This window comes from Salinicola acroporae (assembly GCF_003206615.1).
GTDB lineage: Bacteria > Pseudomonadota > Gammaproteobacteria > Pseudomonadales > Halomonadaceae > Salinicola > Salinicola acroporae.
The window spans coordinates 182,580-195,363 of sequence record NZ_PZJW01000002.1; the positions used below are offsets into that span (position 1 = coordinate 182,580).

General features: G+C 63.6%; 14 protein-coding genes. 8 read left to right on the forward strand and 6 right to left on the reverse strand.

The window, feature by feature from the left end; genetic code table 11:
* Window positions 1-152 precede the first annotated feature (152 nt).
* Entirely contained in the window at window positions 153-884 is a 732-nt protein-coding gene (rpsB, locus tag DOM54_RS02020; protein WP_110602225.1) for a 30S ribosomal protein S2, read from the reverse strand.
* Window positions 885-1,407: 523 nt separating this feature from the next.
* Here rpsB and map point away from each other — a divergent pair.
* Together map and DOM54_RS02030 are read left to right on the forward strand one after the other, a co-directional pair.
* Window positions 1,408-2,199, forward strand: coding sequence for a type I methionyl aminopeptidase (gene map, locus DOM54_RS02025; protein ID WP_110602224.1), 792 nt, complete (start codon window positions 1,408-1,410; stop codon window positions 2,197-2,199).
* Window positions 2,200-2,241: 42 nt separating this feature from the next.
* On the forward strand, window positions 2,242-4,917 hold the full coding sequence (locus tag DOM54_RS02030) for a [protein-PII] uridylyltransferase (protein WP_110714748.1): 2,676 nt from the start codon (window positions 2,242-2,244) through the stop codon (window positions 4,915-4,917).
* 27 nt (window positions 4,918-4,944) lie between these two features.
* Here DOM54_RS02030 and copM read toward each other — a convergent pair whose 3' ends face one another.
* Window positions 4,945-5,352: a CopM family metallochaperone gene (copM, locus tag DOM54_RS20480; RefSeq protein ID WP_276309657.1), complete on the reverse strand. Its 408-nt coding sequence runs from the start codon at window positions 5,350-5,352 to the stop codon at window positions 4,945-4,947.
* A 212-nt stretch (window positions 5,353-5,564) separates the two neighbouring features.
* On the opposite strand from copM, the gene DOM54_RS02040 reads away from it, so the two are divergent.
* Genes DOM54_RS02040 through DOM54_RS02060 form a run of 5 tightly spaced genes read left to right on the forward strand, consistent with a single transcriptional unit; the run spans window position 5,565 to window position 9,582 of the window.
* The gene (locus DOM54_RS02040; RefSeq protein WP_110714749.1) at window positions 5,565-5,924 is read left to right on the forward strand and encodes an ArsC family reductase; all 360 of its coding nucleotides are present in this window, start codon (window positions 5,565-5,567) and stop codon (window positions 5,922-5,924) included.
* Window positions 5,925-5,982: 58 nt separating this feature from the next.
* Window positions 5,983-7,008 carry a 2,3,4,5-tetrahydropyridine-2,6-dicarboxylate N-succinyltransferase gene (dapD, locus tag DOM54_RS02045; protein ID WP_110714750.1) on the forward strand — a complete coding sequence of 342 codons (1,026 nt, stop codon included), beginning with the start codon at window positions 5,983-5,985 and terminating at the stop codon, window positions 7,006-7,008.
* 31 nt (window positions 7,009-7,039) lie between these two features.
* Window positions 7,040-8,221, forward strand: coding sequence for a succinyl-diaminopimelate desuccinylase (dapE, locus tag DOM54_RS02050; protein WP_110714751.1), 1,182 nt, complete (start codon window positions 7,040-7,042; stop codon window positions 8,219-8,221).
* Window positions 8,205-8,597 carry a hypothetical protein gene (locus DOM54_RS02055; protein WP_110714752.1) on the forward strand — a complete coding sequence of 131 codons (393 nt, stop codon included), beginning with the start codon at window positions 8,205-8,207 and terminating at the stop codon, window positions 8,595-8,597. The genes dapE and DOM54_RS02055 overlap by 17 nt, the downstream gene beginning before the upstream one ends.
* Window positions 8,598-8,646: 49 nt before the next feature.
* Window positions 8,647-9,582, forward strand: coding sequence for a cation diffusion facilitator family transporter (locus DOM54_RS02060; protein WP_110714753.1), 936 nt, complete (start codon window positions 8,647-8,649; stop codon window positions 9,580-9,582).
* A gap of 63 nt (window positions 9,583-9,645) precedes the next feature.
* Here DOM54_RS02060 and DOM54_RS20485 read toward each other — a convergent pair whose 3' ends face one another.
* A complete protein-coding gene (locus DOM54_RS20485) occupies window positions 9,646-10,128 on the reverse strand; it encodes a cold-shock protein (RefSeq protein WP_110602212.1) in 483 nt (160 codons plus the stop codon).
* Window positions 10,129-10,268: 140 nt separating this feature from the next.
* On the opposite strand from DOM54_RS20485, the gene DOM54_RS02070 reads away from it, so the two are divergent.
* A complete protein-coding gene (locus DOM54_RS02070) occupies window positions 10,269-10,547 on the forward strand; it encodes a SlyX family protein (protein ID WP_110714754.1) in 279 nt (92 codons plus the stop codon).
* 81 nt (window positions 10,548-10,628) lie between these two features.
* Here DOM54_RS02070 and trxB read toward each other — a convergent pair whose 3' ends face one another.
* From trxB to DOM54_RS02085, 3 genes are all read right to left on the reverse strand, one after another.
* Window positions 10,629-11,582, reverse strand: coding sequence for a thioredoxin-disulfide reductase (gene trxB / locus DOM54_RS02075; RefSeq protein ID WP_110714755.1), 954 nt, complete (start codon window positions 11,580-11,582; stop codon window positions 10,629-10,631).
* Between the two features lie 162 nt (window positions 11,583-11,744).
* Window positions 11,745-12,347 carry a peroxiredoxin gene (locus DOM54_RS02080; RefSeq protein ID WP_110602207.1) on the reverse strand — a complete coding sequence of 201 codons (603 nt, stop codon included), beginning with the start codon at window positions 12,345-12,347 and terminating at the stop codon, window positions 11,745-11,747.
* Window positions 12,348-12,496: 149 nt separating this feature from the next.
* Entirely contained in the window at window positions 12,497-12,703 is a 207-nt protein-coding gene (locus DOM54_RS02085; RefSeq protein WP_110714756.1) for a zinc ribbon domain-containing protein, read from the reverse strand.
* Between the last annotated feature and the right edge of the window lie 81 nt (window positions 12,704-12,784).

Consider the following 12,784-nt stretch of genomic DNA (forward strand, 5'->3'; position numbering starts at 1 on the left):
TCGCTGTTTCGTCTGACGAACGACGCCACGCGAGCGTCGCTCCGGGTGTAAAAAGGGGGCTATGGAGCCCCCTTGTGTCTGCGCCGATACCGGCGAACCGATTGCCGCCCTGCGGGAGCATGCTCAGCGCAGACTCGATGCCGTTTTCTCGATTACTGAGCGGCTTCGCTGGTCTCGCTCACCTCGACGAACTCGTCGGGACGACCTTCCTTCGCCTTGCCGCAGGCGTCGGCGATCGCCTGCACATAGATCTGGATGGCGCGAATGGAGTCATCGTTGCCCGGGATGACGTAATCGACGCCATCCGGGTTGGAGTTGGTGTCGACGACACCGATCACCGGAATGCCGAGCTTGTTGGCTTCGTTGATCGCGATGCGCTCGTGATCGACGTCGATCACGAACAGTGCGTCGGGCAGGCCACCCATCTCCTTGATACCGCCGATGGAGCGCTCGAGCTTGTCCTGCTCACGAGTCGCCATCAGCACTTCTTTCTTGGTCAGCTTCTCGAACGTGCCATCTTCGCGCATGGTCTCGAGCTCGCGCAGACGCTTGATCGACTGGCGGATGGTCTTGTAGTTGGTCAGCATGCCGCCCAGCCAGCGATGGTTGACGAACGGCTGACCCACGCGATTGGCTTCTTCCTTGATGATCTTGCTGGCGGAACGCTTGGTACCGACGAACAGGATCTTGTTGTTGGAAGAGGCCATCTTCTCGACGATGCTCGTCGCTTCCAGCAGTGCCGGCAGCGTGTGCTCGAGGTTGATGATATGGATCTTGTTACGTGCACCGAAGATGTACTGCCCCATCTTCGGGTTCCAGTAACGGGTCTGGTGACCGAAGTGTGCGCCTGCCTTGAGCAGATCGCGCATATTGACTTGTGCCATGATGACTCCTGAAGAATCGGGTTAGGCCTCCACACACCCCATGGATCCGACCGCTCGGCTAAACCGTCGCGGCACCCGGGACCATGTGTCGGTGCGTGTGTGTTTTTGATGACGCGACCTTCGTGCGAAGGCCGTCGCCGCTACTGGCTCGACCACCCTGGCGACAGCATAAAGACATCTGCCGGATGCCAGATCGGCCATCTTTGCCGGAACCGGTAGACGGGCAATTGCAGTCGAGCGCGCGGATTTATACCATAGAACACAGGCAAGATGAAGTCGCCGGTCGTCTAAGGAAGCACTGAATCAATCGGCGAGCGGGATGAAGCACAAGGCGCACGGAGCACAGAAACCGGAGCCTGCGGGGTATAGGCGAGGACTCCGATCGGACCGGCACCGCGCAACGCAGTGATTCGCCCGCGCAACCCTTTATCCTGTGCTTCCCTGAAGCTCGGCAACATCGGGGACAGCCGACCGCTGCCCGAGACACCCCATCGCCCCTATCGACCCCCCATTGCGAGAGCGCATGAACATTCCACGCAAGACGCCCGACGAGATCGAAAAAATGCGCGAAGCCGGCCGCCAGGCCGCCGCAGTATTCGAGATGATCATCCCGCACGTGCAGGTCGGCGTCTCCACCGGCGAACTCGACCGCCTGTGTCACGACTTCATCGTCAAGGAACTGGGTTCCACCCCGGCCCCCCTGGACTATCATGGCTTCCCCAAGTCGATCTGTACCTCGATCAATCATGTCGTCTGCCATGGCATTCCCGACTTCGACAAGAAGCTCAAGAGTGGCGACATCATGAACATCGACATTACCGTGAAGACCGCCGACGGCTACCACGGCGACAGCAGCATGATGTTCGTGCTCGGCGACACCATCCAAGGGGAGCGCCTGAGCCGGGTCACCCAGGAGAGCCTGTATAAAGGTATCGCCGAAGTGAAACCGGGCGCCAGGCTGTCGACCATCGCCCGGGTAATCCAGAACCACGCCGAAAAGGCTGGCTACTCCGTGGTCCGGGATTTCTGCGGTCACGGTATCGGCGCAGGCTTCCACGAGGAGCCACAGGTCCTGCATTATGACGGCTACGCACCGGAAGCCGATGCCGAACTCGCCGAGGGCATGTGCCTGACCATAGAGCCGATGCTCAACGCCGGTGGCTACCGCACCAAGGTGCTGAAGGACGGATGGACGGCAGTGACCAAGGACAAGAGCCTGTCGGCGCAGTGGGAACACACCCTGCTGGTCACCGCTTCCGGCGTGGAGGTCCTGACGGCCCGCTCCGACGAAGACTTCGGCTTCCTGACGGACTGATCGTCGCCTGCCTGCCGCCCCGCCTCCGGAGACGCCCGTCGCATGCTGCTGCATCACTACCGCTTTCAACCCGACGAGACACTATTCGATGCAGCGGCCTTCCGTGAGGCGCTGGCACGTGACTCCCAACCCGTCGCGCTGTTCAAGCTGGCGCTGAAGACGATCCGCGAGCGCCTCGATGACCGTTTTCGCGCTGGTGCCGATGTCCGCGACCTGGTGTACGGCCGCGCCTGGTGCCTGGACCGGTTGCTCGAGATCGCCTGGGAGCGGTTCGAATGGCCGGACGACAACGTCGCCCTGCTGGCGGTCGGCGGCTACGGTCGCGGAGAGCTGCACCCCTACTCCGATATCGACCTGCTGCTGCTGCTCGGCACGGACGACGATACGCCCTATCGCGAGTCACTGACCGGATTCATTACCCTGCTGTGGGATATCGGCCTCGAGGTCGGCCAGAGCGTGCGTTCGCTCAATGACTGCGAACGGGAAGCCCGAAGCGACATCACGGTCATCACCAACCTGCTGGAGACCCGCACCCTGGCGGGCCCGGAAGCGCTGCGCAGCGCCATGCGGGAGCGCCTTTCCACCCGCCACATGTGGTCGTCGGCAGCGTTCTTCGAGGGCAAGTGGCAGGAGCAGATCGCCCGTCACTACAAGCACAACAACTCCGAGTACCACCTCGAGCCCAACCTCAAGAGCGCGCCGGGTGGCCTGCGCGACATTCAGATGATCGGCTGGGTGGCCAAGCGCCATTTCGGCCCGCTGCGTTACGAAGATGTCGTCGCGCAAGGCTTCATGAACGATGCCGAGCTGCGGATCCTGAGCCAGGGCCAGGCGTTCCTGTGGCAGGTGCGCTACGCCCTGCACATGATCGCCGGACGCGCCGAGGATCGCATGTTGTTCGACCACCAGCGCGCCCTGGCCAAGCTGTTCGGCTACACCGATACCCCGCAGCGACTGGCCGTCGAGCAGTTCATGAAGGCCTACTACCGCCACGTCACCGCCCTGGCTGGACTGAACGACATGCTGCTGCAGCATTTCGACGAAGTGATTCTCCACGCCGGCGAGGCACTCGAGGCCAAGCCGATCAACGCGCGCTTCGAAAGCCGGGGCGGCTATATCCAGCTCCGCCACCCCAACGTCTTCCTGCGGCGCCCCGGCGCGCTGCTGGAACTGTTTCTGCTGATGGCCCAGCATCCGGAAATCGAGGGCGTCCGGGCCGATACCATCCGTCAGATTCGCGACCATCGTCACTTGATCGACGATGCTTTCCGCGATGACCTGCGCCACCAGAGCCTGTTCATGGAACTGCTGCGCAGCGGCGGCGACGTCCCCACCCAGCTCACTCGCATGAATCGATACGGGGTACTGGGCAAGTATCTGCCTGAATTCGGCGAGGCCGTCGGCCTGATGCAGCACGACCTTTTCCACATCTATACCGTCGACGCCCACACCCTGCGCCTGCTCAGTTTCCTGCAGCGTTTTCGCGAGGAGCGGGACACCGACGAATATACCGTCGCCATCGATGTGATCCAGAAGCTGCCCAAGCTCGAGCTGCTATGGATTGCCGGCCTCTATCACGACATCGGCAAGGGCCGCGGGGGCGATCACTCGGAGCTCGGCGCCATCGATGCCGCCGAGTTCTGCCGCCGCCACGCCTTGTCGGGCTGGGACACGCAACTGGTGGCCTGGCTGGTGGAACACCACCTGCTAATGTCGAAGACCGCACAGAAACGCGACATTTCCGATCCGGACGTAATCCACGCCTTCGCACGTACCGTGCGTGACGAGACCCATCTCGACTATCTCTACGTGCTCACCGTCGCTGATATCAGCGCCACCAACCCGACGTTATGGAACGGCTGGCGCGCCTCGCTGATGCGCCAGCTCTACACCGAGACACGCCGGGTGCTGCGTCGAGGGCTCGACAACACCGTCGATCGGCAAGGCTGGGTCAGCGAGACCCGAGAGGAGGCGCTGGGACTGCTGCGCACCATCGGCGCCGACGTGACCCGTGTCGCAGCACTCTGGCAGACCTTCGGCGAGGACTATTTCCTGCAGTACACGCCCAGCGAGATCGTCTGGCAGACCCAAGGCATTCTCGCCCACCATGACGATCACCTGCCACTGGTCCTGGTCAGCGCCCCCAGCGAGGACATGACCGAGGGCGGCACCAAGCTGTTCATTCATACGCGCTCGGCCGACGACCTGTTCGCCGCAACGGCGGCCGCCATCGAACAGTTGGGCCTGTCGATCCACGACGCCCGTATCGCCACCTCGAGCGACGACTGGACGCTCAACACCTTCATCCTGCTGGACGACGACGACGACGCCATCCGCGACGCTGCGCGGCTGGAGACGATCCGCCGGCACCTGGTCGAGGAGCTCGACGATCCCGACGACTATCCGCAGATCGTCAGCCGACATACGCCCCGGCAGCTAAAACACTTCCGGGTGCCGGTCGAAGTGATCATCGAGCAGGATCCCGCCAACGCGCGCACGTCGCTGGAGCTGATCGCCCCCGACCGCCCGGGACTGCTGGCTCGGGTCGGCCGCATCTTCATGGAGCAGAACATCGCGCTGTCGACGGCCAAGATCGCCACTCTCGGCGAGCGGGTCGAGGACGTGTTCTTCATTACCGACAAGCACGGCCGGCCGCTGACCGACCCCGAGGCCCAGGCACGACTGCGCGAGCGTCTCTACGAAGTCCTGGACGTGTAGCGTCCGGCTCGCCGGCGCCAGGCCGCCTTAATCGACCGATGCGGGGTTGGCTTTCAGCCATGCCCGCATCTGTTCTATCTCGGCCTGCTGGGCCTCGATGATCTTCTGGGCCAGCGCTCGCATTTCCGGATCCTTGCCATAGGCAAGCTCGACCTTGGCCATCGCGACTGCCCCCAGGTGGTGGGCCAGCATGCCGCGGGCAAAGTCGACATCCGGATCGCCGCTGTTCGCCAGCTCCATGTCGTGCTGCATGCGGGTCGCCGCCTCACGATAGCCATCGCTAGCACCGCTGGCCCCGCTGGATTGGACGGGCGCTTCAGAACGGGCCCGATGATCGCCATGGCCATCGCTCTGCGACTGGGCCAGGCCACTGACGGCGAAAACCAGCGAGCCGGCGGCTACGATACCGATCAACCAGCGCTTCGAAATCATCATACGTTGTTTCTCCCCAGGAAAAGCCCGACGCTAGCACCCTGGCGTTACCCATAGGTCAAGCGCGATCCGGTACGTTCGATTGCCAGTCCGCCGGCCCCAGGCGACCACGCCCGACCGACAGCGGGCCGATGCCACAGTGACGCGGTTTGAGCCGCCGTCCGTGGGCGCCTATAATCTGCCGCTTCTCCGGCAGCGCCCGACAGGCCAGCGACATGACCATCACCGTTTACGGCATCAAGACCTGCGACACGTGCCGCAAGGCCCGCCGCCGGCTCGAAGAGCTGGGCATCTCGCACCACTACCACGACCTCCGCGAGGATGGGCTCGGGCCGCAGCGCCTGGACACCTTTCTGGCCAATGCCGACTGGCAGGCGCTGTTGAACACCCGAAGCACTACCTGGCGGCAACTCGATGCCACGGACCGGGAGCCGCTGGACGCCGAGCGAGCTCGCGAACTGATGCTGGCCAATCCGACACTGATCAAGCGTCCGCTGCTGCAGCATACCGACCCTGCCGGCCAAGACACTCTAATTGTCGGCTTCGATCCCGCCCGCTACGCGACACTGGCCTAGCGGGCGGGTTCGCACCGGCCCCACGACATACTTCACCGAACACGATAAGGAACCTGCGATGTTGAGCTTCGCGCTAGGAATCGGTACCCAGAACAGCCAGGGCGACTGGCTCGAAGTCTACTATCCGGCGCCGCTGCATCAGCCCCCCGCCGATCTCGTCGCCGCCGCGCGCCAGGCCCTGGGTGCCGATGCCAGCGAGGAAGTCGTCAGTTTCCTGCCGGAACACGCAACCGGCCTCGCCGAGGCGCTGCGGGCAGCCGGCGCCGCCGATCAGGCCGACCTCGCCGAGACGTTCGTCGATGCCAAGCGCCCGCTGGTCGCGGTGTTCCTGGACGAAGATCACGCGCCGGCCAGCGTGCCGGAGGTCTATCTCAAGCTGCATCTGCTCTCTCATCGGCTGATCAAGCCCCACGGTACCCAGCTCGACGGCATGTTCGGCCTGCTCAGGAATATCGCCTGGACCAATGAGGGCGCCATCGACGTCGAGGAACTTCCCGCGCGGCGGCTCAAGGCCCGCCTGGCCGGACGCCCGCTCTCGGTGGACTGCGTCGACAAGTTCCCCAAGATGACCGACTACGTCGTCCCCAAGGGGATCCGGATCGGCGATACCGCCCGCGTCCGCCTGGGCGCCCATCTGGGCGAAGGCACCACGGTCATGCACGAGGGTTTCTGCAACTTCAACGCCGGCACCGAAGGCCCCGGCATGGTCGAGGGGCGTATCTCGGCCGGCGTCTTCGTCGGCAAGGGCTCCGACCTGGGGGCCGGCTGTTCCACCATGGGCACGCTTTCCGGCGGCGGCAACGTGGTGATCAGGATCGGCGAAAACTGCCTGATCGGCGCCAATGCCGGCCTGGGCATCCCCCTGGGCGACCGCTGCACCGTCGAAGCGGGCCTCTACGTCACTGCCGGCTCCAAGGTCACCGTCCTGGACGACAAGGGCGAAGCCGTCCAGACCGTGGCCGCGCGCGAACTCGCCGGCCAGGACGACCTGCTGTTCATTCGTCACTCGGTGACCGGGCGCCTGGAGTGCCGCACCAACAAGAGCGCCGTCGCCCTCAATGAATCGCTGCACGCTCACAATTGATCCGGCCCGACCGGCTGCCCTGGAGACCCGCATGCCCCAAGCGTCAATGACGACCGCGCCCTCCGACACGCTGACGCTGGCACTGGAGCTGCTCAAGCGACCGTCGGTGACGCCGGACGATCACGGCTGCCAGGCGCTGATGATCGACCGCCTGGAACGCATCGGCTTCCAGATCGAACGGATGTCGATCGGCGGCATCGACAACTTCTGGGCCACCCGGGGCCAGCACGGCCCGATGCTCGCCTTTGCCGGCCATACCGACGTGGTGCCCAGCGGGCCGGAAAGCGAGTGGCAGTACCCGCCATTCGAGCCGCGCATTGATGAGTCCGGCTTTCTCTGCGGGCGAGGGGCCGCCGACATGAAAGGCAGCCTGGCGTCAATGGTGACGGCCGTCGAGCGCTTCGTCGCCGCCCATCCGGACCACCACGGCAGAATCGCGTTCCTGATCACCGCCGACGAGGAAGGCCCGGCGGTACACGGCACCCGGGCCGTGGTGGAGCGACTGCGCGAGCGTCACGAGCCGCTGGACTACTGCATCGTCGGCGAGCCCTCCTCTACCAGCCATCTGGGCGACGTGATCAAGAACGGCCGCCGCGGATCGCTGGGCGGGGTGCTCCGGGTACGCGGCATTCAGGGCCACGTGGCCTATCCACAACTGGCCCGCAACCCGATTCATCAGGCGCTGTCGCTCCTGTCCGAACTGGTCGACGAGCCCTGGGACGCCGGCAACGACTTCTTCCCCGCGACCAGCTTCCAGATCTCCAACCTGCATGCAGGAACCGGTGCCACCAATGTCGTTCCCGGCGAACTGGAGGTGACCTTCAACTTTCGCTACTCCAGCGAGGTCACCCAGCTCCAGTTGCGTGAACGGGTCGAGCGCAAACTGGCCGCCCACGGGCTCGACTACCAGCTCGACTGGACCCTCAACGGCGAACCTTTCCTGACCGCGGAGGGAGAGCTCCTCGAGGCGGCGCGATGTGCCTGCGAGGCGATCACCGGGCATCGCCCGACGCTTTCCACCTCTGGCGGCACCTCGGACGGGCGCTTCATTGCTACACTGGGCACGCAGGTGATCGAGCTGGGCCCTGTCAATGCCACCATCCACCAGGTCAACGAACGCATCCGTGCCGACGACCTCGATACCCTGAGCCGCATCTACGAGACGACACTCGAGCGGCTGTTCGCCAGAGGAACCCATGGAGCGCTTTCCTGATATCGAAATCTATCTGGCCGTCGCCGACGTCGAAGCCATCACCCAGTGGCTGCGTCAGGCTCTCGGCGACGGTGACCTGACGCTGGACCGGGCCGGCAAGGGGATCTGGCGTGGCAGGGCCGCCGGCGCCGAGCAGGGTATCGGCATCATGCTGGTCGAACGCGCCGCCGATGGTTACGCCAGCCTCTGGTTCGACTGCGACGCCACTCCCTGGCCCAGGGATACCGACTGCGCGCGCGACGCTGCTCGCGAGCTGGGCTGCGAGGCCCGCTGTTCGCTGGGTGGCTGGCAACCCGGTGACGATCCCGACCGGTTCTGGCAGGTAACCCCGGACGGTCACGAGCACACCATAGAGTGGCCCGACTCGGGCCGCTGACCACGCCGTCGCCGCCGGAACGCGGCCGATCTGACAGGGAGTCACCCACATGGCGGAATCCAAGCCAGTCATCTATGCCGCCATGGGCGGCAATCTGCTCATCGCAGTCACCAAGTTCGTTGCGGCCGCGATCACCGGCAGCTCCGCCATGCTCTCAGAGGGCATCCACTCGTTGGTGGACACCGGCAACCAGATTCTGCTGCTGCTGGGAATGAAGCGGGCCAAGCGACCACCGAGCCCTCAATTTCCGTTCGGCCACGGCAAGGAGGTCTACTTCTGGAGCTTCGTGGTCGCGCTGCTGATCTTCGCGATCGGCTCCGGCGTCTCGCTCTACGAGGGTGTGATCCACGTCCTGCACCCCGAACCGATCGAGTCACCATTGGTCAACTATGTCGTGCTCGGCCTGGGTATCCTGTTCGAGGGCGCCTCCTGGGCGTTCGCGCTCAACGAGTTCCGCAAGACCAAGGGCAAGTGGGGCTACGTCGAGGCGGTACAGCGCGGCAAGGACCCGTCCATGTTCGTGGTGATCTTCGAGGACTCCGCAGCGCTGCTAGGGTTGATGGTCGCGCTCGCCGGGGTTGCCTTGTCGCAGTGGACCGGCATCCTGCTGTTCGATGGCATCGCTTCGATCATCATCGGACTGCTGCTCGGCGGCACGGCCATCTGGCTGGCCATGGAGACCAAGAGCCTGCTGATAGGAGAAAGCGCCAACCAGCACGTGGTCGAGAGTATTCGCCAGTTGGCGGGAGATGCCGATGGCGTCGAGGGCGTCAACGAAGTCCTGACCATGCACATGGGCCCCAACTTCATCCTGGTCAACCTCAGCGTTCGCTTTGCTCGCGGCGCCACGGCGGAGCGCATCGAGCGTGCCATCGCCAAGCTCGACCGGGAGATCAAGCAGGCCCACGATGGCGTCAAGCGGGTATTCGTCGAGGCCGAGGCGCGCGCGGGGGTCGACGAGACGCCATCGGCCTCCGGGGCGTGAACAGAAAACGAAAAACCCCCGAAGGCAAGCCTCCGGGGGTTTCGGGCACTCCAGCCGCGGCTGTCAGGTGATGACGGTCACGTCGTCTGCCTGCAGTCCGCGGTCATTCTCGATCACGTGGTAACGCACCTTCTGCCCTTCGGCGAGCGTCCGGTGGCCCTTGCCCCGAATCGCCCGAAAGTGCACGAACACGTCCTCACCGTCGGCCCGCGTGATGAAGCCATAGCCCTTGTTGACATTGAACCATTTGACTTCACCCAGCTCGCGATCGTCGTTCTCCACGTCCGCCAGCATGGCAGCCGTGACCGCGCGCGGGGTCGCTGGCGCCAGCAGCGCCATGGCCAGCGTGCCCAGCCAAAGCACGATGAAGACGGCGATCACCGTCGCCCCATACATCGCCGAGACACCTTCCACGTTCAAGAACCAGGTCAGGTCGGTGGCCAGCATGCTGCTGATCAGCGTGATCAAAAGACCGATCAGCAATGGCGAGGGTATCGAGAGGAGTAGACTGATCAGCGTACAACGCAAAATTACCTTGCTATTCATGGATTCTCATATCTCTAGACGTCGGAACAAGGAAAACGTACCGCGCCTTCTCAACAACGCGGAAACGGTCTTCATACCCAATATCGTTAATCGACTTTCACTAACTATTAATCGACTTTTACTAACTAAAGGTGCCGTGAATGGAAGATGACACACAGCGTCGGCAGTCTAGCACGGTCGAGACGTCCTCGCGTACGACCTCGGAAGCTCGCCTCGATGCACTCGAGAGCCGCTTGACGTTTCAGGAAGATTGGCTGGAAACCCTCGACCGCCTGGTGAGACAGCAGGCGACCGAGCTCGAGCGGCTAGGCCGCGTCAATGCGCTGATGCGCGAGCGGCTCAGCGAACAGCGCCAGGCCATCGACGAGCTGGGCGGCGAGATGCCACGCCCCGAGGACGAGCTGCCGCCGCACTACTGATCACGATCGCCGCCGTTCACCGCCCTGACGCAACGAAGCCCGGCATCGGCCGGGCTTCGTCGTGGGCGGAGATGGCCTGCCTCAATCGAGGCCGTCCAGAAACCGCTCCGCGTCAAGCGCCGCCATGCAACCGCTACCGGCGGAGGTGATGGCTTGGCGATAGACGTGATCCATGACGTCACCAGCCGCGAACACGCCAGGAACACTGGTCGCCGTGGCATTGCCTTCCAGACCGGACTGGACACGGATATAACCGTTGGCCATGTCGAGCTGGCCCTCGAAAATACCGGTGTTGGGGGTATGGCCAATGGCGATGAAGACACCCATGGCCTCGAGCTGCTTGGTCTCCCCCGTCAGCGTGGATCGGAGTTGCGCCCCGGTGACCCCGCTGCCGTCGCCCAGCACTTCGTCGAGCGTATGGTTCCACTCGATCGCCATGTTGCCGTTCTCGACCTTCTCGAACAGGCGATCCTGCAGAATCTTCTCGCCGCGGAGGCTGTCGCGCCGGTGCACCAGCGTAACCTTCGAGGCGATATTGGAGAGATACAGCGCCTCTTCCATCGCCGTATTGCCGCCACCGACCACGACGACATGCTGGTTGCGATAGAAGAAGCCGTCGCAGGTCGCGCAGGCCGACACGCCCTGCCCCATGAACTGCTGCTCGGAGGGCAGCCCCAGATAGCGCGCGCTGGCGCCAGTGGCGATGATCAGCGCGTCGCAGGTATAGGTGCCGTTGTCTCCCTTGAGGGTGAACGGCTTCTCGCGCAGCTCGACCTCGTTGATGTGATCGAACAGCACCTCGGTCTGAAAGCGCTCGGCATGCTTGCGCATGCGCTCCATCAACTCCGGCCCCTGCACCCCTTCATCGTCGCCGGGCCAGTTGTCCACGTCGGTGGTCGTCGTCAACTGGCCGCCAGCCTGCATGCCGGTGATCAGCAGTGGCCTGAGGTTCGCCCGCGCGGCGTAGACCGCGGCCGTGTAGCCTGCCGGCCCGGAGCCCAGAATAATCAGACGTTCGTGACGCGCGTCGCTCATGACTACCTCGATTCAGATCAACGATTCGGTTGGCGTGTATCGCTATTCGACACCCTGTGGCATGTCCCGGACCCGAGCCATGCCACAGGACACCGCGATAGGCGAGCATGATACCAGAAACGACAGAGGCGGCCCGACGGGCCGCCTCTGACATCGTGCCGCTTACAGGTTGCCGGCGTAGGTGCCCAGGTACTTGGCCACGCCTTCGGCGGTGTCCTTCATACCTTCCTGGCCCTCTTCCCAGCCCGCCGGGCAGACTTCGCCGTGGGTCTGATGGTACTTGAGTGCCTTGACCATGCGCAGCATCTCGTCGACGTTGCGGCCCAGCGGCAGGTTGTTGACCGTCTGGTGCTGGACGACGCCATCTTCATCGATCAGGAAGGAAGCGCGCAGTGCGACGCCGGCTTCCGGGTGCTCGATGCCGTAGGCCTGGCAAATCTCGTGCTTGACGTCGGCCACGACAGGGAAGCCGACTTCACCGATGCCACCCGCGTCCGGCGAGGTCTTGCGCCAGGCGTGGTGCGTGTACTGGGAGTCGATGGAGGCACCGATCACTTCGACGCCGAGTTCCTTGAACTTCGCCAGACGATTGTCGTGGGCGATGATCTCGGACGGGCAGACGAAGGTGAAGTCCAGCGGCCAGAAGAACAGCACGCGTAGCTTGCCGTTGCTGTCGGACAGTCGGAAGTCATCCTTGATGGAGCCATCCGGCATCACGGCGGCAGTTTCGAAATCCGGGGCTTGGCGTCCTACGAGTACGCTCATTGGCATCTCCTGTGTTGAGTCGTTGTGTGGTGGCAAATGGTGAAGTGGCTAGACTAAAGACTAACCACTGATGGGCCAATTTGATTGGCGTAATGAATCATATAGCAATTGACTATCAAATCTCGTTGCGCGCGCTATCAAACCGGGACCTATACCACGTCGTCGTCGCTGGCCAGCGTCACCCCTTCCAGTTCCCCGGAAAGCGTTGTCTCCACCACGACATGGATCGGCTGGCAGCAGATGGCGCAATCCTCCCAGGTGTCGTAGCCGCCTGCGCTCAAATCCAGCAACAAGGAAAAGGGGGCATCACAGTACGGACAGTGAACGGGCCAATCGATGAGCGAATCCTGTGCCATGGGTTACCTCCGGCCCGACGCTTGACCTGCAGAGTGTCTCTCCACCAACTACGCTGGAGTTGGTGGCGATCGGATACGCTT

Coding starts and splice junctions, on each gene's coding strand:
- rpsB (WP_110602225.1), bottom strand. CDS start 884: ATGGCACAAGTCAATATGCGCGATCTGCTCAAGGCAGGCGCACACTTC.
- map (WP_110602224.1), top strand. CDS start 1,408: ATGAACATTCCACGCAAGACGCCCGACGAGATCGAAAAAATGCGCGAA.
- DOM54_RS02030 (WP_110714748.1), top strand. CDS start 2,242: ATGCTGCTGCATCACTACCGCTTTCAACCCGACGAGACACTATTCGAT.
- copM (WP_276309657.1), bottom strand. CDS start 5,352: ATGATGATTTCGAAGCGCTGGTTGATCGGTATCGTAGCCGCCGGCTCG.
- DOM54_RS02040 (WP_110714749.1), top strand. CDS start 5,565: ATGACCATCACCGTTTACGGCATCAAGACCTGCGACACGTGCCGCAAG.
- dapD (WP_110714750.1), top strand. CDS start 5,983: ATGTTGAGCTTCGCGCTAGGAATCGGTACCCAGAACAGCCAGGGCGAC.
- dapE (WP_110714751.1), top strand. CDS start 7,040: ATGCCCCAAGCGTCAATGACGACCGCGCCCTCCGACACGCTGACGCTG.
- DOM54_RS02055 (WP_110714752.1), top strand. CDS start 8,205: ATGGAGCGCTTTCCTGATATCGAAATCTATCTGGCCGTCGCCGACGTC.
- DOM54_RS02060 (WP_110714753.1), top strand. CDS start 8,647: ATGGCGGAATCCAAGCCAGTCATCTATGCCGCCATGGGCGGCAATCTG.
- DOM54_RS20485 (WP_110602212.1), bottom strand. CDS start 10,128: ATGAATAGCAAGGTAATTTTGCGTTGTACGCTGATCAGTCTACTCCTC.
- DOM54_RS02070 (WP_110714754.1), top strand. CDS start 10,269: ATGGAAGATGACACACAGCGTCGGCAGTCTAGCACGGTCGAGACGTCC.
- trxB (WP_110714755.1), bottom strand. CDS start 11,582: ATGAGCGACGCGCGTCACGAACGTCTGATTATTCTGGGCTCCGGGCCG.
- DOM54_RS02080 (WP_110602207.1), bottom strand. CDS start 12,347: ATGAGCGTACTCGTAGGACGCCAAGCCCCGGATTTCGAAACTGCCGCC.
- DOM54_RS02085 (WP_110714756.1), bottom strand. CDS start 12,703: ATGGCACAGGATTCGCTCATCGATTGGCCCGTTCACTGTCCGTACTGT.